The sequence below is a fragment of the Demequina subtropica genome, from assembly GCF_000971235.1.
GTDB classification, from domain to species: domain Bacteria; phylum Actinomycetota; class Actinomycetes; order Actinomycetales; family Demequinaceae; genus Demequina; species Demequina subtropica.
On the sequence record NZ_BBMB01000014.1, the window covers coordinates 68,801 to 88,387 of the forward strand.

Genomic DNA, 19,587 nt, shown 5'->3' on the forward strand with positions numbered 1-19,587 from the left:
GTGAGCACCGGCCGCCCATCGGTAGAGGCGGGGTGCACGCGGCTCCCTCAGAAGCCGCGAGGTCGAGGCACCGTCCCGGAGGACGATGCGGTGGTGGTCAGACGCCGAGCTGCGGCGCGCTCGTCGCGGTCGGGGCGCTGGTCTCCTCGGCGTCGAAGCGGGCCTGCTCGGCGGCCTCGTGGCGCGCGAGGCGGCGCTTGCGCCACGTCGAGTACAGGCCCATGCCCTTGCCGAACGATGCGGTGAACCGGTCGAGCAGGATCGCGAGCACCACCACGGAAAGGCCGGCCTCCCAGCCGAGCCGGCCGTTGAGGGCCGAGACCGCCTGGACCACGTCGCCGCCGAGGCCGCCCGCGCCGACGAAGCCCGCGATGACGACCATCGAGAGCGACAGCATGATGATCTGGTTGATGCCGGCCATGATCGAGGGCATCGCGAGCGGGATCTGGATCTGGCGCAGGATGCGACGCGGGTGCGCGCCGAAGGCCTGGCCGGCCTCGACGACCTCCTTGTCCACGCCGCGGATGCCGAGCTCGGTGAGGCGCACGCCGGGGGCCATCGCGAAGACGATGGTCGCGATCACGCCGGGGGCCACGCCGACGCGGAACAGCGCGAGCGCGGGGATGAGGTAGACGAAGGCGGGCAGCGTCTGCAGGAAGTCCATGACGGGCTTCACCACCTTGGAGACCGTGTCGTTGCGCGCGGCCCAGATACCGAGCGGCACCGAGAGCGCGACGGCGAGGAACGCGGCGACCAGCACGAGCGCGAGCGAGTCGATCGCGTTGTCCCACTGGTCGACGCCGATGATGAAGAGCAGGCCGAGCACGGAGCCCACGGCGAACCTCCATCCACGCGCCAGCAGCGCGCCGAGCGCGACGACGACGACCACGACGAGCTCCGGAGGCGTCGCGAAGACCCAGGCGACGGCGTCGAAGAGCTGGATGAAGATCTCGCGGAGGCCCTCGAAGAACCACGAGAACGTGTCCTCGAGCCAGTCGAAGAAGCTGTCGATCCAGGTTCCTACGGGGATGCGGAATTCCATCAGATGGCCTCCTTCGTCTCGGTGGCGCCGGCTCCGACCGCGGCCTCCAGGACCTGGTCGACCTCGGCGGTGGGCATCGGGTCGGGTCGCGGCGCGGCCTGGACGGCGGCCTCGGGCTCGCCGCCGAGCGCGGCGAGCAGCGTGACGCGCGGGATGACGCCCACGAGCCGGTCGCGCTCGTCGAGCACGCCGAGCGGCAGCGCGGCCTCGAGCGACGGGATGAAGAGGTCCGCGAGCGCGGTGTCCTTCGCGACGGCGCCGTGGTCGGACTGGATCACGCTCGAGAGGTCCTTCACGCCGCGGCGCACCAGGTCGAACACGTCCCGGTCGCGGACCCAGCCGACGATGCTGCGGTCCTTGTTCACCACGTACGCGCCGGCGAGCTGCTCGTCGCGCATGAGGGTCAGCGCGGCGCGGGGGCCTGCGCCGACGTGGACCACGGCGCGCGGCTTGCGCATGACAGACTCCGCGGTGAGCACCTTGGTGCGGTCGACGTCCTGCACGAACTGCTCCACGTAGTCGTTCGCGGGGTTGGTGAGGATGTCCTCGGGCGAGCCGATCTGGACGATGCGGCCGTCGCGCATGACGGCGATGCGGTCGCCGATGTACATGGCCTCGTTGAGGTCGTGAGTGATGAAGATGATGGTCTTGCCGAGCTCCGCCTGGAGCTCGAGCAGCTGGTCCTGCATCTCGCGACGGATCAGCGGGTCGAGCGCGGAGAAGGCCTCGTCCATGAGCAGCACGTCCGTGTCGGCCGCGAGCGCACGGGCGAGTCCCACGCGCTGCTGCATGCCGCCGGAGAGCTCCGCGGGGTGCTTCTCCTCCCAGCCCTTGAGCCCGACGATCTCGGTGACCTGACGCGCCTTGGCGACGCGCTCCTCACGCTCGACGCCCTGGATCTCGAGGCCGTAGGCGACGTTGTCGATCACCGTGCGGTGGGGCAGCAGCGCGAAGTGCTGGAACACCATCGAGATGCGCTTCCTGCGGATCTCGCGCAGGCGCTTGGCGGGGATGTCGGTGATCGACTCGCCGCCCACCTCGACGGTTCCTGCGGTGGCCTCGTGCAGGCCGTTCAGCATGCGGATGAGGGTCGACTTGCCCGAGCCGGACAGCCCCATCACCACGAAGATCTCGCCGCGCCTCACCTCGAAGGAGGCGTCGATGACGGCGGCGGTGGTGCCGGAGGGGAGGTCCTCACGCGGCGTCCCCCGGTGCAGCGCGATCACCGCCTCGTCGGCGTGGCGCCCGAAGACCTTGTAGAGGCCGTCTGCGCGCAGGGCGATCGTGTCGTCGTTCATGTGGTCCTTCAGCTCCTCGAGAGGTGCGCAAGGGCCTCGGCTAGCGAGGGGACTCGCAGCCGTCGGACGGCAATCACGGGCCCGCCGGGCAACGCGGAAGCGTCGCTACTAACACTCCGACGCGTCTACCGGGGACGGGTCGCGTCAGGAGGCCTTTGGCTGGTCATTGGCGTCCCCTTTGATGAGCGTTTGCTCTCGGGAACGGCCCTGCGACCGTAACAACCGGGACCTGTGTCCTGTCCAACTGAGACGGGCTTCGTTACACAAATGCAACAATTGATCGGATGCAAAGGATGATGCGCCGGTCGCGCATCGTCCCTGGCAGATAAGCCGAGCTAGAGGCGGATCATGCCCTCCTGGGCCGCCGAGGCGACGAGCCTGCCGTCCTCGGAGAAGATCCAGGTGCCCGTGAGACCTCGGCCGCCCTGGGCCGTGGGGGAGTCCTGGACGAACAGCAGCCACTCGTCGGCGCGGGCCGGCCGGTGCCACCACATCGCGTGGTCGAGGCTCGCGAACGAGATGTCGGGGGTCACCCACGAGGCGCCGTGGCGGCGCAGCAGGGGCTCGAGCATCACCTGGTCGGAGCCGAAGGCGAGGAACGCGCGGTGGAGCAGGTCGGAGCCCTCGATCGGCTGGCGGAGGCGCATCCACGCCGTCTGGTGCTGCTTGGGCCGCTTGTCGGGGCCCAGGAACAGCGAGCCCTCGACGTGGCGCACGTCGAAGGGCGCCTCGGTGAGCCAGAAGTCGGCCGACGGGTGCCCCTGGAACGGCGCGAGCACGTCGATGCCCGACCGCACGGTCTCGGGGCCGGGGACCTCGGGCATGCGCACCGCGTGCTCGGGTCCCTCCTGCTCGACCTGGAAGGACGCGATCATCGACAGGATCGGGCGGCCCTCCTGGAGCGCGTGCGTGCGCCGAGCGGAGAAGGAGCGCCCGTCACGGAGCACCTCGACCTCGAACTGGATGGGCTTGGAGGCGTCCCCCGCGCGCAGGAAGTAGCCGTGCAGCGAGTGCGCGAAGCGGTCGTCGGGAACGGTGGCGCCCGCGGCGAGCAGCGCCTGGGCGAGCACCTGGCCGCCGAAGACGCGGCCGCCGGGCATCGGCATCGAGTCGCCCTCGAAGCTCGTGTCCCCGTCGCGGCGCAGCGTGAGCGCGGCCAGACCTGCCGCCACGGCGGACTCCGCCCACACGTCCTCGGTCACGGACATCAGACCTCCTCGGTCGGTTCGAAAGAGTTGACCATCGAGTGCGCGGCGCGCTCGAGGTAGTCCATCAGCGTGACCGCGTGCAGCGGCGCGAGGTCCTGCCGCGCGACGGCCTCGCGCATGCACGCGATCCAGCGGTCGCGGGCATCGGGGTTGACCTTGAACGGCATGTGCCGCATGCGCAGGCGCGGGTGGCCGCGCTGCTCGGAGTACGTGGTGGGCCCGCCCCAGTACTGCTCGAGGAACATGGTGAGGCGTTGGACGGCGCCCTCCATGTCGTCGGCCGGGTACATCGGCTTGAGGACCGGATCGTGCTCGACGCCGTCGTAGAACCTGCGGACGATCGCCTCGAAGGTCGCGTGGCCGCCGACCGCCTCAAAGAAGCTCTGACTCTCGGTCTGCGTGGGGCCGGCTCCCACGGTCATGCCCGGCGCGGGGGTGGGTGCGTCGGTCACTCGTCGTCCCCGTCCGCGTCGTTCCGTGGCGGCAGCGGCCGCCCGTTGTCATCGGTGGGCTGGTCGCGCTCGTCGTCGGCCGCGGAGTCGTGCACCGCGCGCGTGCCGCGTCCGCTGTCGACCACCATGGCGTCGCCGGGCACCGCGAGCTCGATCCCGCGCTCGGCGAGGACGCGGCGCAGCTGCATCCGCACCTCGCGCTGCACATCCCACTGCGTCGCCGGGTTCACCTGCACCAGCAGGCGGAGCATCACCGCGTTGTACTCGAGCGACTCGACGCCCGCGACCTCGGCATCGCCAAGGATCGCGGCGGCGATCCGCTTGTGGCTGCCGCGCGCCGCCTCGACCGCGTCGATCATCGCCTGGCGCGCGGCCTCGATGTCGGTGTCGTACGCGAAGCGGACCTCGATGAGCGCGCGCGACCATAGCCGCGTCATGTTCCCCACGCGCGTGATCTCCCCGTTGGGCACGTACCAGACGGTGCCGTCGAGCGACCGCAGCCGCGTGCACCGCAGCGCCACCTCCTCGACCGTGCCGGTGGCCTCGCCCAGGTTCACCACATCGCCCACGCCGTACTGGTCCTCCATGAGCATGAACACGCCGCTCAGCACGTCCTTGACCAGCGACTGGGCGCCGAAGCCCAGCGCCACACCGGCGATACCGGCGGAGGCGAGCATCGGCCCCACGGGGACGCCGAACACCGACAGCGCGGTGGTGACCCCGATCGCGATGAGGATCACCGCGAGAGTGGACGTGAGCACGCGCCTGAGCGTGTTGGCGCGCTGACGGCGCCGCTCGGCCTCGAGCCTCAGCTCCATGGTCGGCGGCTCCGCGACAGGCATCTTGGCCTTGCGCAGCGCGCGGCGGGCGCGGTGGTCCAGCGGGGCGCCGCGCTCGATGCCCATGGTGATGCCCTGGATGAGCGCGCGGCCGACGAACCACGCGAGCACCAGGATCAGCAGCGCGATGCCGAGGCCGACGAGCTCGCCGTTGCGGCCGCTGAGAATATCCGACCAGGTGTCGGCGATATCGCCCGCGGGGCCCGTGAGCGTCGAGTCGACGGACGAGGACGTCTCCGGCTCCGAGGTTTCCAGATGCAGCATTGGACCAATGTAACCAGCGCGCGGCGCTCGACCTATCCACCCTCGCATCTGGCAGGATTGCAGTGTGATCGATGCGCCCGAGGTCGAGCGCGAGACTCCGTCGGAGGCTCTCGTCGCGCTCGCGCGCGCGTGCAGAGTCTCGGTGGAGTACTACGCCATCGACGGAACCCAGGTCCACTGCTCCGCCGCGGCCATCCGCGCCGCCCTCGCCGCGATGGGGCTCGATGCCTCGTCAGACGCCGCATGCGAACGCTCGCTCGCGGCGCTCGAGGACCAGGAATGGCTGCGGCTGGTGCCGCCGGTGACGGTGGTCACGCAGGGCGATTCCCGCGAGATCCCCGTGCACGTGGTGGACGGCGAGCCCGCCGAGCTCACGCTGACCCTCGAGTCCGGGGAGGAGCGCGAGCCCGAGCAGCTCGACCGCTGGGTGCCTCCGCGGGAGGTGGGCCACCAGACGATGGGGCGGGCCACCTTCGAGATCCCCGGCGACCTCCCGCTCGGCTGGCATCTGGTCGAGGCGCGCACCACGGGTCGCACCGCGCGCGGCTACGTCGTGGTGACCCCGCGCGAGGTGACCGTGCCCGCGCACGTGCGCGAGCATCGTCCGTGGGGCCTCACAGTGCAGCTGTACTCGCTGCGCTCGTCGCGCTCATGGGGGATCGGGGACCTCGCGGACCTCGCCGACCTCTGCGCGCTCGGCAAGGCGCGCGGCGAGGCCGACTTCGTGCTCATCAACCCGCTCCACGCGACGGAGCCCGTGGCCCCGATCACGAACTCCCCGTACCTGCCGACGTCCAAGCGCTACATGTCGCCGCTCTACATCCGCGTCGAGGACATCCCCGAGGTTGCGTACCTCCCGTCGCAGCAGCGCGCGCTCCTCGCGTGGGAGGCGGAGCGGCCGCAGCGCACCAACGACACGGACGAGCAGCTCGACCGCAACGCGATCTGGCGCCTCAAGGCCGCCGCGCTCGAGGAGGTGTTCCGCGCGCCCCGCTCGGCGGGCCGCGAGGCGCTGTTCGAGCAGTTCTGCATCCGTGAGGGCGCCGCGCTCGAGGACTTCGCGACGTGGAGCGCGATCGCGGAGGCGCACAAGGGCCTGCCGTGGCCCGCGGAGCTCGAGTCGCCGTCCTCGCCCGCGGTGGCCGCGTGGCGCGACGAGCACGCGGACCGGGTGCTCTACCACGCGTGGCTCCAATGGATCTGCGAGGAGCAGCTCGCCCGCGCACAGGCGACCGCGGACCGCGCCGGCATGAGCATCGGCGTGATGATCGACCTCGCGGTGGGCGTCCACCCCGAGGGCGCCGACGCGTGGTCGTACCAGCGCGTGCTCGCCCAGGGCATGAGCATGGGCGCGCCGCCGGACTTCTACAACGCGCTGGGCCAGGACTGGTCCATCCCGCCGTGGCAGCCGCGCGCGCTCGAGGCGGCCGCGTACCTCCCGTTCCGCGACCTGGTGCGCGCCGCCGTCCGCAACGCGGGCGCGCTGCGCATCGACCACGTGCTCGGCATGTTCCGGCAGTGGTGGGTGCCCGAGGGGCACGTCCCCGTCGACGGCGTGTACGTCTACGTCGACCACGAGGCGCTCATCGGGATCATCGCGCTCGAGGCGGAGCGCGCGGGTGCGATCGTCATCGGCGAGGACCTGGGCACGGTCGAGCCGTGGGTGCGGGAGTACCTCCACGGCCGCGGCATCCTCGGCACGTCGATCGCGTGGTTCGAGCGTCACGACGACGGCGCGCCGCGCCTGCCGGAGGACTACCGCGCCGACACGCTCGCCGCGGTCACCACGCATGACCTGCCGCCCACCGGCGCGTACCTCGCGGGCGAGCACGTGCGCCTGCGTGCCGAGCTCGGGATGCTGGGCGAGGGGTCCATCGAGGACGCGCAGGCCGAGGCCGAGCGTGAGCGCCAGGCCTTCATCGACGTCATGCTCGAGCGCCGCTGGATCCTCTCGGACTACAACGAGGAGGACCTCATCGCGGGGCTCCACCGCTGGGTCCTGTCGAGCCCCGCGCTGCTCACCGGCGTCGCGGTGACCGACGCGGTGGGGGAGCGGCGCGCGCAGAACATGCCGGGCACCGACACCGAGTACCCCAACTGGTGCATGCCCGTCACGGACGGCAACGGCGTCCCGGTGCTGCTCGACGACCTCTTCGAGCACCCGCGCGTGCGACGCCTGTTCCGCGCGATCAAGTCCGCGCGCTCCTGACCGCCGCCGGGACGATGCGGCGCGTGCCGCATCGTCCCTCGCCTCGCTAGGAGGCGGCCGCCATGCGGCTCGTGGTCTGAGCGATCTGCGCGCGGCGCACGTGGTCGAGGCCCTCGACCACCACCTTGCGCAGCACGCTCGGCGCGTCGTCGTTGTCGGCGAGCCACTGCTCGAGGCGCCCCGCGAGGCCGTCGACGCGGCCCACCAGGTTCACGGGCAGCACGAGCCGCGCGACGCGGACGCCAACGAATCCCGCGTTGGCGTCGTAGTACTCGCGCAGCGAGCCGAGCAGGTCGTCCACCAGGGGTGCGAGCAGCGCGGGGTCGACCGCGCGCGCGAGGCCCGCGGCCATCTGGAACTGCACGGCGTTGATCGCGGGGCCGTCGGCGGGACGGACCAGCGCATCCCACGCGGCCTGCTTGGCCTCGGGCGTCGCGATGGCGGCGCGGACGCCCGCGGCGCGGCGCTGGCCCGCGGCGCTGACGTCGAGCGAGGCGTAGTGGTCGACCTCCTCGAGGTCGATGCCGCCGGCGGCCGCCAGGCCCCCGAGGAGGTCCCACGTGAGGTCCGAGTCGATGTCGAGGCCCGCGATCTCCGCCGTGCCCTCGACGAGCGCGCGGAGGCGCAGGCCCTGCTCGGTGGTCGACGCGACCTGCGCGTAGCCCTTGAGCAGCTGGAGCTGGATGTCGGAGCCGGGCTCGGCCTCGCCCACGGCGAGCCAGAGCCGCTCCGCCGCCGCCTCGGTGATCTCCGCGACGTGCTCGGGCGCGAGGTAGCGGCGCAGCGCGATCACCATGAGCGCGAGGTGGGACTCGGCGGTCGCGGAGTTGAGGAGCCGCGGTGCGACGCTCAGCACCGCGTCGATGTAGCGCTGTGCGGCGAGCGAGCCGTCGCGCGTCATGTGCCACAGGGCGTCCAGCACGGTCGCCTGCGCCATCGCGTCGTCGACGTGGGCGATGTGCGCCTCGAGGTTGGCGAGCGAGAGCTCGTCGAGGTGGAGCTTCGCGTACGTGAGGTCGCGGTCGTTGACCAGCAGCAGCGCGGGACGAGCGTGACCGACCGCCTCGGGCACCTCGGTGAGCGGGCCGTCCAGGGTGGCGGACACCGTCCACGAGCGCTCGAACGTGCCCTCGGAGAGCTCGTACCCTGCGATCTCGACGCCGTGCGGACGATGCACGGGGTGCTCGACCGGCACGTCCTCGGCGACCGCGAGGCGCGTGAGGGCGCCCGCATCGTCCGTCGCGATGATCGGACGGAGCGTGGTGACGCCGGGCGTCTCGAGCCAGACCTCGGCCCACCCGTCGAGCCTGCGCTCGGCGGCGGACTCCACCTCCGCGAGGAACTCCGCGAGCGTCGCGTTGCCGTGGTGGTAGCGCTGCAGGTACGAGGCGACGCCGCCGAAGAAGGCGTCCTCGCCCACGAACTGCGCGAGCTGCTTGAGCGCGGACGCGCCCTTCGCGTACGTGATCATGTCGAACGCGGACACCGTGGCCTCGGTGTCGGGCACCTCGGTGACGATCGCGTGCGTGGTGGGGAGCTGGTCCTGGACGTACGCGACGGACTTGCGGTCCGCGGCGAACGTGACCCAGGCGTCCTTCCACTCGGAGACCTCGGCGGCGGCCCACGTGCCGATGAACTCGGCGAACGACTCGTTGAGCCACAGGTCGTCCCACCACTTCATGGTGACGAGGTTGCCGAACCACATGTGAGCGAGCTCGTGCAGCACCACGACGGTGCGGAACTCGAGCTCCGCGGCGGTGGGCCGGCCGCGGAACAGCAGGCGGTCCTCGGAGATGGTGACGCAGCCGATGTTCTCCATCGCGCCCAGGTTGTACTGCGGCACGTAGATCTGGTCGTACTTCTCGTACGGGTACGGGGTCTGGAACACGCTCTCGTAGAGCTCGAGGCCCGCCTGGGTGTCCTCGAGCACGCGGTCGCCGTCGAAGTGCTGCTCGAGCGACGGGCGCCCGTAGACGCGCGCGGGGATGTCGCCGTCCGCGCCGTGCAGCAGGCCCTCGTGGTACGCGTAGGGACCCGCGACCACGGCCGCGCCGTAACTGGGGATCGGGACGGTCGGGCCGAACGCCCAGCGCGCGAGACCCTCCTCGAGGGCCTCGGGCTCAGGGGTGGGCGAGTTGGAGACGACGACCCAGTGCTCGGGCACCGTGACGGTGAACGTGAACTCGCCCTTGATGTCGGGCTGGTCGAAGCACGCGAACGCCGCGCGCGTGTCGTTCGCCGCGAACTGGCTGTAGAGGTAGACCTCCCCGTCCGCGGGGTCGACGAAGCGGTGGATGCCCTGGCCGTCGTTGCGGTACCCGAAGTCGCCCGCGACGCGCAGCGTGTTGTGCTCCTGCAGGTCCTCGAGAGGGATCCGTCCGTCCGTGTGGAGCGCCGGGTCGAGCGCCTCGCCGTTGAGCTCGATCACGTCGATGTCCGCCCAGGCGGCCTCGATGAAGGTGCTCGCCCCGGGCGTCGCGTCGAACTCGACGGTGGTGTCGGAGCGGAAGGTACGGCCCGAGCCGCTGAAGTCGAGGTCGATCGCGTAGCGGGCGTGCGAGACCGTGGCGAAGCGCTCCGCGGCCTCCTGCTTGGTGAGGTTCATGCCTGGCATGTCTCAAGTCTGGCAGTCCCCACCTCCCTCCGCTCCCGAAGAGGTGCCTCAGTGTCGCTTCTGCGAGATCCCGGGGCCCGCGCATCGTGCCCATGCGAAAGGCCGCCCCGGCGCGAACCGGGGCGGCCTCTCGCATCGTCGCCCGCGGGCGATCAGCCTCCGTAGGCCAAGTCGGCGGCCTGGGCCTTGAGCGCGCGGCGCACGCCGTCCGAGCCCTCGCGCACCAGGCGCTTGAGAGCATCGTGCGCGTCGGCGTTGGCCTCGAGCCATGCGAACGCCTTGTCCTGAAGGTCGGGCACGCGCCCGGCCAGCAGGGTCGGGTACAGGCCCTCGATGAGGTTCGCGGCGATCTCGTTCGTCTTGGTGCCGTAGATGCGGCGCAGCGCGTCGAAGTACTCGTCCACGAACGGCACCAGCAGGTCGAGGTCGTGGACGTGGTTGAAGCCCGCGATGGTCTCGTACTGGAGCGCGTTGGGGAGGTCCTTCTCCGCGTTGATGAGCGCGTCGAACGCCGCGCGCTTCGCCGCCGCGGTCGCGACCGAGGCACGGGCGTGCGCGGCACGGCGCTGGCCCGAGGCCGTCGCGTCCTTGGACAGCTGCAGCTCGATCGCGACGTCGCCCGCACGGCCGCCGGCGGCCAGCGAGATCAGCAGGTCCCACGCGAGGTCCGCGTCGACGGCCAGACCGTCGAGCTGGAGCTTGCCGTCGATGAGCGCCTGGACGGTGTCGAACATCGAGTCGACGCACGCGAGGCCCGCGAAGGCCTTGACGAACTGGAGCTGGTTGTCGGAGCCCGCATCGGACGCCATGATCAGCTGCCAGATCTCGCGCGCCGCCGCGGCCTGGACCGCGTCGGTGTGCGTGGGGTGCACGTAGAGCGCGATGGTCGTCGCGAGCTGGCGCAGCAGCACGAGCACGGTGGTCGACTCGGTCTCCTGGCCGATGCATCCGAGCACCAGGTCGACGTACTGGCGAGCGGGCATCTCCGCGTCGCGCGTCATGTCCCACGCGGCCGCGAGCACCATCGAGCGTGCGAGCGGGTCCGTGAACTTGGACACGTGCTCGACCGCGGTCGCGAGCGAGGCCTCGTCGAGGCGGACCTTGGCGTACGCGAGGTCGCCGTCGTTGACCAGCACGAGCGCCGGGCGCGCCTTGCCCACGAGCGCGTCGATGGGCGTCAGCTCGCCGTCGATGTCGACCTCGACCGACCACGTCTGCGCGAGCACGTCCTCGCCCTCGGCGTCCACCGCGAGGTCGTAGCCGCCGATGCGGAGACGATGCGGGCGCTGGGTCGGCCACTCGGCGGGCACCTCCTGGGCGACCGCGAAGGACGTGATGACACCCGCATCGTCCGTCTCGATGACGGGACGCAGCGTGGTGACGCCTGCCTTCTGGAGCCACACGTCCGACCAGCCGGACAGGTCGCGTCCCGACGCCTTCTCGAGCTCGACGAGCAGGTCGTTCAGGGTCGCGTTGGAGTGGTGGTGCTTGCGGAAGTACTCGGCGACGCCCGCGAAGAACTCGTCCTGGCCCACCCAGGCGACCAGCTGGCGCAGCACGGACGCGCCCTTGGCGTAGGTGATGCCGTCGAAGTTCACCTCGACGTCCTCGAGGTCCTTGATGTCGGCCATGATCGGGTGGGTCGACGGGAGCTGGTCCTGGCGGTACGCCCACGACTTCTCGAGCGCGTTGAACGTCACCCAGGAGTTCTTGTACTGGGTGACCTCCGCGGTCGCGAGCGTGGAGGCGAACTCCGCGAACGACTCGTTGAGCCACAGGTCGTTCCACCACTTCATGGTGACGAGGTCGCCGAACCACATGTGCGCGAGCTCGTGCAGCACGGTCACCGTGCGGCGCTCGACGCGCGCCTGCGCGGTCTTGGAACGGAACACGTAGTCCTCGAGGAAGGTGACGCAGCCGGCGTTCTCCATCGCGCCCGCGTTGAACTCGGGGACGAAGATCTGGTCGTACTTCTCGAACGGGTAGTCCGTCTCGAACTTCTCCTCGTAGAAGGTGAAGCCCTGCTGGGTGTCGTCGAGGATGACGTCCGCGTCGAGGTACGGCGCGAGGCCCTTGCGGCAGTACACGTTCGCCTGCAGCGTGCCCTTGCGGGACTTCACCGTGCCTTCGACCTCGTGGTACGGACCCGCGACGATCGCGGTGACGTAGCAGGGGATGCGCGTGGTGGGGGAGAAGGACCAGCGTGCCTTGGCATGCTCGGTGCCGGCGACCGTGATGGTGCCCTCCGCGGGCTCCTTGGCGGACGGCGAGTTCGAGAGCACGTGCCAGTGCTCGGGCGCGGTCACCGCGAAGGAGAACGACGCCTTGAGGTCGGGCTGCTCGAACACCGCGTACACGCGGCGCGTGTCGGCGACCTCGAACTGCGAGTAGAGGTACACCTCGCCGTCCTCGGGGTCGACGAAGCGGTGCAGGCCCTCGCCGGTGTTCATGTACTCGCACGTCGCGTCGACCACCAGCTCGTTGTCCGCAGCGAGGCCGGGGAGCGAGATGCGCGAGTCCGCGAAGTGCGTCGCGGGGTCGAGCTCGACGCCGTTGAGCACGATGCGCTCGACGCTCGGGGCGATGAGGTCGATGAAGGTGCTCTCGCCCGCGGTGGCGGAGAAGCGCACGGTGGAGGTCGAACGGAAGGTGGTGTCCGACGAGGTGAGGTCGAGGTCGACGGCGTAGGTGTCGACGTCGACGATGGCGGCGCGGGCCTCGGCCTCGGCGCGCGTGAGGTTGGTACCTGGCATGGCGCGATTGTGCCACGCCGCGGTCCGGTGCGAAGCGGCGCGCTGATAGCAGGGGCGACGGCGCTCGGCGGGAGGTAGCGTCATCGGATGGACGATTCGTTCGATCGGGTCCGGCCCGCGGTCGACGCGGACGGCGCGGCGCTCGCGGTGTTCGCCTCGGAGCTCGCGCTCGGCGCGCGCCCGTCCCCGTCGGCGGCCGAGGACGCCTTCTCCGCGCTGCTGGGCAGCGAGGACACGGCGGTGCTCGTCGCGGAGCACGACGGAATGCCTGTCGGCTACCTCGTGGCGCAGCGCATGCCGGCGATCTTCGCCGGCGGCGCTGTGGCGGTGATCACGGAGCTGTACGTGGCGCCCGCGCGTCGCGGTCGGGGCCGCAGGCGTGCCCTCGTCCAGGCGGCCGAGCGTGAGGCGTCGGGCTGGTCCGTCGCATACGTGTGGGTCGCCACGAGCCGCGCTCAGGGGTTCTACGAGTCCCTGGGGTTCGCGGCCACCGCGACCTTCCTCAAGAAGCCGCTCGGCTGACGGCGCACGCAGCCTCAGCTCTGCGCGCGCTTGTCCAGGTACATGGCGCGATCCGCGCGACGGAGCAGCGTGTCGACCGCGAGCGGCTCCCCCGGTCGCGCGACGGCGAACCCGACGCCCGCGCCGACGCGGGCCGGGCCGTCGCTGAGCGCGAAGGGCTTGCCGAACGCGGACACGATGCGCGAGGCGGCGGACTCGGCGATCGCCGTCGTGGCCTCGGTCTCGAGCACGGCGACGAACTCGTCGCCGCCGAGGCGCCCGACCAGGTCCCGGCCGCCGGTGCGGCTGAGCGCGGCGAGCCGACGGCCGACGGCGGTGAGGAGCTCGTCCCCGGTGACATGCCCGCGCGAGTCGTTGATCTGCTTGAACCCGTTGAGGTCGACGAACAGCACCACCGCGCCGGGCGCCGTGCCTGCGACGACCCGCTCGGTGAGCCTCGCGAGGTGCCGCTCGACGGCGCGACGGTTGGGCAACCCCGTGAGCCCATCGTGGTCGGCGAGGTACCGCAGGCGCGCTTCCGCCCCGCGGTGCGCGGTGGCGAGCTGGCTCACGCGCACCAGCGCGAGCGTGATGACGACGAGATGCGCGAAGGCTCCCGGAAGCCAGTCCACCGAGTGCCCGGTCACGGACCGGGCGACGGCGATGAGCGGCGTGCTGGCGAGCGCGAGCCCGAGCGCCAGGATCCGTGGGCGCGTGAGGCGGCTCGACCGCGGCGGACCGACGGTGAAGGCCTCGGGGCCGGCCGGATGCGCGATCGCGGCCCACGCGGCGGCGTACGCGAGGACCCAGCCCGCACCCGCCCACCACGGCGGCGCGCCCGTGACGGGGTCGCTCGCGACAAGTGTCAGCGCGTTGCTGGTGAGGGCGAGCACGATCGCGAGCACGAAGCCCGCGAGGGCGGGCAGGGCCGACCGCGGCACCGAGCCGTTGAGCGAGACACCGACGACGATGCCTGCCGAGGCACTCAGCAGCGTCGTGATCGCGAAGACGTAGACCCGGTCTCCGGCGGATCCGCCGCCTTCGAACGCGGGCGCGAGCAGGGCCATCCAGAGCGCCGCGGCACCGGCCACGCCGGCGGTGGCGGCATCGAGCACGCCGCCGGTGTCGCGGCGCACGGACGGCCCGATCGCGAGGAACGCGGCGCCCAGGAGCAGCAGGTACGCCGTGCCGATGAGGAGCTGGCTCTCGGGCCGGGGGGAGACATCCGCCCCGCCGATGGGGACGGTGACGAGCCAGAGCACGTTGGCGCCGGTCAGCAGCATGAACCCCGAGAGCAGGAGGCCGTAGACCACGCGAGAGGAACCCGCGGCGTCGACCATGCGGACCACCACGACCCCCGCGACGACGAGGCTCAGCGCGGCGATCGTGATGCCCCGCACAACGCCCGAGCCCGTCAGCCAGAGGACCATCCCCACCAGCGCGAGCGCGCTCGCGCACGCGGCGACGCGCCGGGTGCTGCTGATGAGGGTCACGCTCCTCCCATCGACCGCTGCGCACGCCAGTGGAGAGGTACGTCGTGCGGCCGCCCTAGACTCGGCCGGTGACCCAGGACCCGCCCGGCGCCCCGCGCGACACCGAAGCCCCCGCATCGTCCCGTCGCGGGCTGTCCCGCCACCTGGTCGACATCGCCCCGCTCAAGGCGAGCCCCGCCTTCGCGAGGCTCTGGATCGGCGGCGCGATCTCGGGCGTCGGCGCGTTCATGACCACCGTCGCGGTGGGCCTTCAGATCTACGACATCACCGAGTCGACGTTCGCCGTCGGGCTGGTCGGCGGCATCTCGCTGGTGCCGATGGTGCTCGCCGGACTCTGGGGCGGCATGATCGCCGACGTCTTCGACCGCCGTCGCGTGCTGATCGTCGCCTCGCTCAGCTCGTGGGCGTCGATCCTCGCCCTCGTGGCGCTCGCCTTCTGGGAGCTGCATCTCCAGGGCGAGGGCACGCACGCCCCGGTGTGGCCGTTCTACCTGGTCACCACCGTCAACGCGATCACGTCGACCGTCCAGAACGCGACCCGCGGATCCGTGGTGGGTCGCCTCCTGCCTCCCGAGCTGCTGAGCCGGGCGACGGCGCTCAACGGCATCTCGTTCGGCGCGATGGTCACCGTCGGGCCGGCGCTTGCGGGCGTGCTCGCCGCGACGATCGGCCTGCCGTGGACCTTCGCGATCGACGCGGTGCTCTTCACCGCGGGCTTCCTGGGCATCTGGATGCTGCCGTCGCTGCCGCGCCTCGGGGAGCGGGTCGAGGCGGGCTGGCCGGTGCTCAAGGAGGGCCTCGCCTTCCTCAAGAACGCGCCGAACATCCGCATGAGCTTCATCGTCGACCTGATCGCGATGACGTTCGGGCGCCCCTACGTGCTGTTCCCCGCGCTCGGTGCCACGGTGATCGGCGGCGGCTCGCTCACGGTCGGCGCGCTCACCGCCGCCGGCGCGATCGGCACGATGCTCACGAGCCTGTTCTCGGGCCGCATCGCCCACGTCCATCGTCACGGCATGGCGATCTCGCGCGCGATCCAGGTGTTCGGCGCCTTCGCGGTGCTGTTCGGCGTGATCACGATGCTCGCGGTGCGCGGCGACCACGCGCCGGGCGAGGGCTGGGCCGGCACCGACTTCTCGATGCTGATCCTGCTGGGGCTCGCGATGGCGGGCATGGGCGCCTCCGACGAGCTCAGCGCGATCTTCCGCCAGACCATGATCATCCAGGCCGCCCCGGACGAGATGCGCGGGCGGCTCCAGGGAGTGTTCATCGTCGTGGTGACGGGCGGCCCGCGCCTGGGCGACATGTACGCCGGCGCGCTCGCCGCGGTGACGGCGCTGTGGTGCCCGCCGCTGCTCGGCGGCATCGTCGTCATCGCGCTCATCGCGGTGCTGACGCGCGCGCAGCGGGCCTGGCGCGAGTACGACGCGCAGGCGCCGACGCCCTAGCGTCCCATCGGACGGTGCGGCGGGGCCGGCGGCCTCAGGACGAGAGTGCGGCGTACACGTCCCGAGCGATCTCGATGGTCGCGTTGCCCGCGACCTTTCTCGAGGCGTTCGGCGCGATGTACGAGATCTTGACGAAGTACTCGTCGACGCTCATGCCGAGGGTGTGGCGGCTCGGGGTCGTGTAGGCGTCGGTGATGTCGCCGATCTTCCGGGTCACGTCGAGGGTCTTGTCGAACACCTCCTCGGCGAGCGCGCGGTGCTCGGCGGTCGAGGGGAAGCCCCAGTTGATCTCGATCTGGACCCGCGGCTCGGACCTCTCCTCGTTCGCGGGGCGCCACTCGCAGATGTTGCGTCCCGAGTTCGACAGCGCCGAGTTGTACTTGCCGGCGGCCATCTTGATGCCCACGTCCTCGCCGAGCTCCTCGGCCGTGACGAGCGCGCACGGGTCGGGCGTCCCCGCGGGGGCCTCCGCGAGCACCGTGGTCGTGGGCTCGGTGGTGGGCGTGGCCGAGGAGGAGGCGCCGGCGCCGCTGCCGAGCGGCGTGCAGCCCGCGAGGAGCGCGATGCCGACGGCGGCGGTGGCGCAGGCGGGCAGGAGGCGAGGCGTCATGGAGGTCCCTTCGATCACGAAGAGGTTAGCAACCGCCCGCGCCGGCGCCGTGACGCCCCAGGTGTCATCGGGACGTCGAGGCGAGCCTGCGCAGCACGGCATCCTGATGGAGCCAGCCCACGAGCGCGTCGCCCTCGACCACGGGGAGCCCGTCCGTCGCCTCCTCGTCGAGCAGGTGGTCCAGCGCATCGTCGAGCATGTCGCCCGGGCCGACGCCCGGGCGGCGCTCCACGAGCTGGCCCACGATGACCTCGTCCGCGTCGTCGTCCCCGGTGAGGGCGCCCGCGGCGGTCGCGGACGTGATCACCCCCAGGTAGCGCCCGTCGGCGCTCACGACGGGCAGCACGTGGCGCCGCGCGTCGACGAGCCTGTCAACGGCCTCGGCGGCGCTCATGCCGCGCCGGAGCGCCGGGGGGACGGCGCCCATGACGTCTCCCACCGCGACGCCCGCGAGCGCGCGGGTATCGGCGCGCTTGGTGAGGTCGATGCCGCGGCGGCGCAGCTTGAGCGTGTAGATCGAGTCGTGCGACAGGGTCCCCGCGAGCACCGTGGAGACCGCGACCGCGAGCATGAGCGGCAGGATGATCGTGTACTCGCCGCTGAGCTCGAACAGGATCAGCACCGCGGTGATGGGCGCGCGGGAGGCGCCCGCGAACACCGCCGCCATGCCGACCACCGCGTAGGCCCCCGCGTCGAGATCGAGGCCCGGGAGGAGCGCATCGGCCCCCTGCCCGAACGCCGCCCCGAGCATGGCGCCCAGGAACAGCGACGGCGCGAACACGCCTCCCGATCCGCCCATGCCGATCGTGAAGGACGTCGCGACGATCTTCGCGATCAGCATCGCGAGGAGGAACCACACGGCGTACTCGCCCAGGACCGCGCCCTCGAGCACGGGGTACCCGACGCCGTACATCTGCGGCACCGCGAGCAGGATGAGGCCCAGCCCCAGCCCGCCCACCGCGGGGCGCAGCCACTCGGGTCCCCGCCACACCGCGTCCCACGCGTCCTCGATCTTGTACAGCACCCGGGTGAAGGTGACCCCCACGAGCGCCGCGAGCACGCCGAGGATCACGTAGAGGCCGTACTCGGCCAGGTGCGAGACCTGGAACTCCGGGAGCACCAGGAACGGCTCGTCGCCCAGGAAGATGCGTCCGATGACCGATGCGGTGACAGCGGAGATGACGATCGCGCCGAAGGACCGTGCCGCGAGCGTGCCGAGCAGCAGCTCGAACGCGAAGAACACGCCCGCGATGGGCGCGTTGAACGTGGCCGCGATGCCGCCCGCGGCGCCGCATGCGACCAGCATCCGCACGCCGTTCTCGTCGAGCCGCGCGGCGCGCGCCAACGACGATCCCATCGCCGAGCCGATCTGCACGATGGGTCCCTCGCGGCCGACCGAGCCGCCCGAGCCGATGGTGACAGCCGAGGCGAGCGCCTTCACGAACGCCACCCTCGCGGGGATCCGGCCGCCGCGTCGGTGGATGGCGTACATGACCTCGGGCACGCCGTGGCCGCGGGCCTCCTTGGCGAAGCGTTGCACCAGGGGGCCGTAGATGAGGCCGCCGACCGCGGGTGCGAGCACCACGAAGAATCCGCCGAGCCAGGGGATCCACGGGTGCTCGGGGTGGCCGGTGGTGCCGGCGTAGTCGGCGTGCCCGGAGAAGATCCAGGTCGCGGTCTCGACCAGCCACCGGAACGCGATGGCGCCGAAACCTCCCAGGACGCCGACGACGACGGCGAGCACGATGAGGACGGTGTTCTCGGAGCGCGAGACGCGCCCGAGGAGGCGTCCGGGCCCGGTCGTGGCAGCGGCGCGCGATGGCACGGGCGGTTCCTCACTGTTGTAGCGATGCAACTATGGGACCTTAGCAGGCGCAGGCACTACCGTGGGTGCGTGCCTCACGACGCCGTTCACACCACCGCCGCCACGCTCGCATCCTCGCGCGCGCTGCTCGGCATCGTCGCCCGCTCGCTCGCGCCGGCCCTCACCGAGGTCACGGTGCCGCAGTTCCGGGTGCTGGTGGTGCTGTCGCAGAGCGGCCCTCTCCGGATGGGTGACCTCGCCGAGCGCATCGGCATCCATCCGTCGACCCTCACGCGGACGGTCGAGCGGCTCGAGCACGGCGGGTGGATCGTGCGGACCCCTGTGCCCGACAACCGGCGCGAGGTGCGCTCGAGCCTCACGGAGGCCGGGCAGGCGCTGGTCGCCACCGTGACCGAGCGGCGCGTCGCGATGATCGCGGAGGTGCTCGAAGGGATGACGACCGACGAGCGCGCAGCGCTGGGCACGGGCATGGAGGCGTTCGCGCGCGCGGCGGGCGAGCCGCAGCCGCAGGACCTGCTCGAGCTCGGGATGTGAGCCCCGGGCTCACTCCATGTCGGTGAATCCCAGCTGGCGCGCCGCCTCGTAGATGACGATCGACGCGGCGTTCGAGAGGTTGAGCGAGCGCCTCCCGGGGAGCATCGGGATGCGCACCCAGGACGTGATGCGGGGATGGTCCAGCACCTCGTCGGGCAGCCCCGTGGGCTCGGGTCCGAACAGCAGCACGTCGCCCGCGGTGTACGCGATGTCCGTGTAGGTCACGTCGGCACGCGCCGTGAAGGCGTAGACGCGGGCCTCGGGGAGATCGCCCAGCATCGCGTCGAGGTCGGGGTGCACGGTCACGGTCGCGAGGTCGTGATAGTCGAGGCCCGCGCGGCGCAGCTTCGAGTCCTCGAGCTCGAAGCCGAGCGGCTCGATAAGGCGCAGCGGTGCCCCGGTCACGGCGGACAGACGGATCGCGGCGCCCGTGTTCTCCGGGATGCGGGGCTCGAAGAAGGCGATGGACGGCAGGGCGACGGGCATGGCGCCAGTGT

Annotated in this window: 15 protein-coding genes; 4 read left to right on the forward strand and 11 right to left on the reverse strand. The window is 71.6% G+C overall.

The window, feature by feature from the left end; genetic code table 11:
• Positions 1-97: 97 nt before the first annotated feature.
• From AOM06_RS13310 to AOM06_RS13330, 5 genes are all read right to left on the reverse strand, one after another.
• On the reverse strand, positions 98-1,042 hold the full coding sequence (locus AOM06_RS13310) for an ABC transporter permease (protein WP_174447476.1): 945 nt from the start codon (positions 1,040-1,042) through the stop codon (positions 98-100).
• Entirely contained in the window at positions 1,042-2,340 is a 1,299-nt protein-coding gene (locus tag AOM06_RS13315; RefSeq protein ID WP_062307675.1) for a quaternary amine ABC transporter ATP-binding protein, read from the reverse strand. The genes AOM06_RS13310 and AOM06_RS13315 overlap by 1 nt, the downstream gene beginning before the upstream one ends.
• Positions 2,341-2,675: 335 nt before the next feature.
• Complete coding sequence (locus AOM06_RS13320; protein ID WP_062307677.1) at positions 2,676-3,548, reverse strand: acyl-CoA thioesterase; 873 nt, start codon at positions 3,546-3,548, stop codon at positions 2,676-2,678.
• On the reverse strand, positions 3,548-3,970 hold the full coding sequence (locus AOM06_RS13325; RefSeq protein WP_062307781.1) for a globin: 423 nt from the start codon (positions 3,968-3,970) through the stop codon (positions 3,548-3,550). Before AOM06_RS13325 ends, AOM06_RS13320 begins: the two co-directional genes overlap by 1 nt.
• A 26-nt stretch (positions 3,971-3,996) precedes the next feature.
• Complete coding sequence (locus AOM06_RS13330) at positions 3,997-5,103, reverse strand: mechanosensitive ion channel family protein (protein WP_062307681.1); 1,107 nt, start codon at positions 5,101-5,103, stop codon at positions 3,997-3,999.
• Between the two features lie 64 nt (positions 5,104-5,167).
• Here AOM06_RS13330 and malQ point away from each other — a divergent pair, with 64 nt between their 5' ends.
• The gene (malQ, locus tag AOM06_RS13335) at positions 5,168-7,312 is read left to right on the forward strand and encodes a 4-alpha-glucanotransferase (RefSeq protein ID WP_062307686.1); all 2,145 of its coding nucleotides are present in this window, start codon (positions 5,168-5,170) and stop codon (positions 7,310-7,312) included.
• 46 nt (positions 7,313-7,358) lie between these two features.
• On the opposite strand, the gene pepN (AOM06_RS13340) is transcribed toward malQ, so the two are convergent.
• Positions 7,359-9,926, reverse strand: a complete 2,568-nt coding sequence (gene pepN / locus AOM06_RS13340) for an aminopeptidase N (protein WP_082105586.1) — start codon at positions 9,924-9,926, stop codon at positions 7,359-7,361.
• Positions 9,927-10,078: 152 nt separating this feature from the next.
• Positions 10,079-12,679 carry an aminopeptidase N gene (gene pepN, locus AOM06_RS13345; protein ID WP_062307697.1) on the reverse strand — a complete coding sequence of 867 codons (2,601 nt, stop codon included), beginning with the start codon at positions 12,677-12,679 and terminating at the stop codon, positions 10,079-10,081.
• Positions 12,680-12,766: 87 nt separating this feature from the next.
• Between pepN (AOM06_RS13345) and AOM06_RS13350 the strand changes: the two genes are divergently transcribed.
• Entirely contained in the window at positions 12,767-13,201 is a 435-nt protein-coding gene (locus AOM06_RS13350) for a GNAT family N-acetyltransferase (protein WP_062307702.1), read from the forward strand.
• A 14-nt stretch (positions 13,202-13,215) separates the two neighbouring features.
• On the opposite strand, the gene AOM06_RS13355 is transcribed toward AOM06_RS13350, so the two are convergent.
• Positions 13,216-14,673 carry a GGDEF domain-containing protein gene (locus AOM06_RS13355; RefSeq protein ID WP_062307709.1) on the reverse strand — a complete coding sequence of 486 codons (1,458 nt, stop codon included), beginning with the start codon at positions 14,671-14,673 and terminating at the stop codon, positions 13,216-13,218.
• Positions 14,674-14,741: 68 nt separating this feature from the next.
• On the opposite strand from AOM06_RS13355, the gene AOM06_RS13360 reads away from it, so the two are divergent.
• Positions 14,742-16,121 (forward strand): MFS transporter, encoded by a 1,380-nt coding sequence (locus AOM06_RS13360; protein ID WP_082105588.1) that lies wholly within the window; start codon positions 14,742-14,744, stop codon positions 16,119-16,121.
• Positions 16,122-16,155: 34 nt separating this feature from the next.
• Here AOM06_RS13360 and AOM06_RS13365 read toward each other — a convergent pair whose 3' ends face one another.
• Together AOM06_RS13365 and AOM06_RS13370 are read right to left on the reverse strand one after the other, a co-directional pair.
• Positions 16,156-16,731 carry a DUF3558 family protein gene (locus AOM06_RS13365; protein ID WP_062307715.1) on the reverse strand — a complete coding sequence of 192 codons (576 nt, stop codon included), beginning with the start codon at positions 16,729-16,731 and terminating at the stop codon, positions 16,156-16,158.
• Between the two features lie 64 nt (positions 16,732-16,795).
• Positions 16,796-18,556 (reverse strand): chloride channel protein, encoded by a 1,761-nt coding sequence (locus AOM06_RS13370; protein ID WP_228372960.1) that lies wholly within the window; start codon positions 18,554-18,556, stop codon positions 16,796-16,798.
• A gap of 69 nt (positions 18,557-18,625) precedes the next feature.
• On the opposite strand from AOM06_RS13370, the gene AOM06_RS13375 reads away from it, so the two are divergent.
• Positions 18,626-19,090: a MarR family winged helix-turn-helix transcriptional regulator gene (locus tag AOM06_RS13375; RefSeq protein WP_169747768.1), complete on the forward strand. Its 465-nt coding sequence runs from the start codon at positions 18,626-18,628 to the stop codon at positions 19,088-19,090.
• 9 nt (positions 19,091-19,099) lie between these two features.
• On the opposite strand, the gene AOM06_RS13380 is transcribed toward AOM06_RS13375, so the two are convergent.
• The gene (locus AOM06_RS13380; protein ID WP_062307725.1) at positions 19,100-19,576 is read right to left on the reverse strand and encodes a tRNA (cytidine(34)-2'-O)-methyltransferase; all 477 of its coding nucleotides are present in this window, start codon (positions 19,574-19,576) and stop codon (positions 19,100-19,102) included.
• Positions 19,577-19,587: the final 11 nt, after the last annotated feature.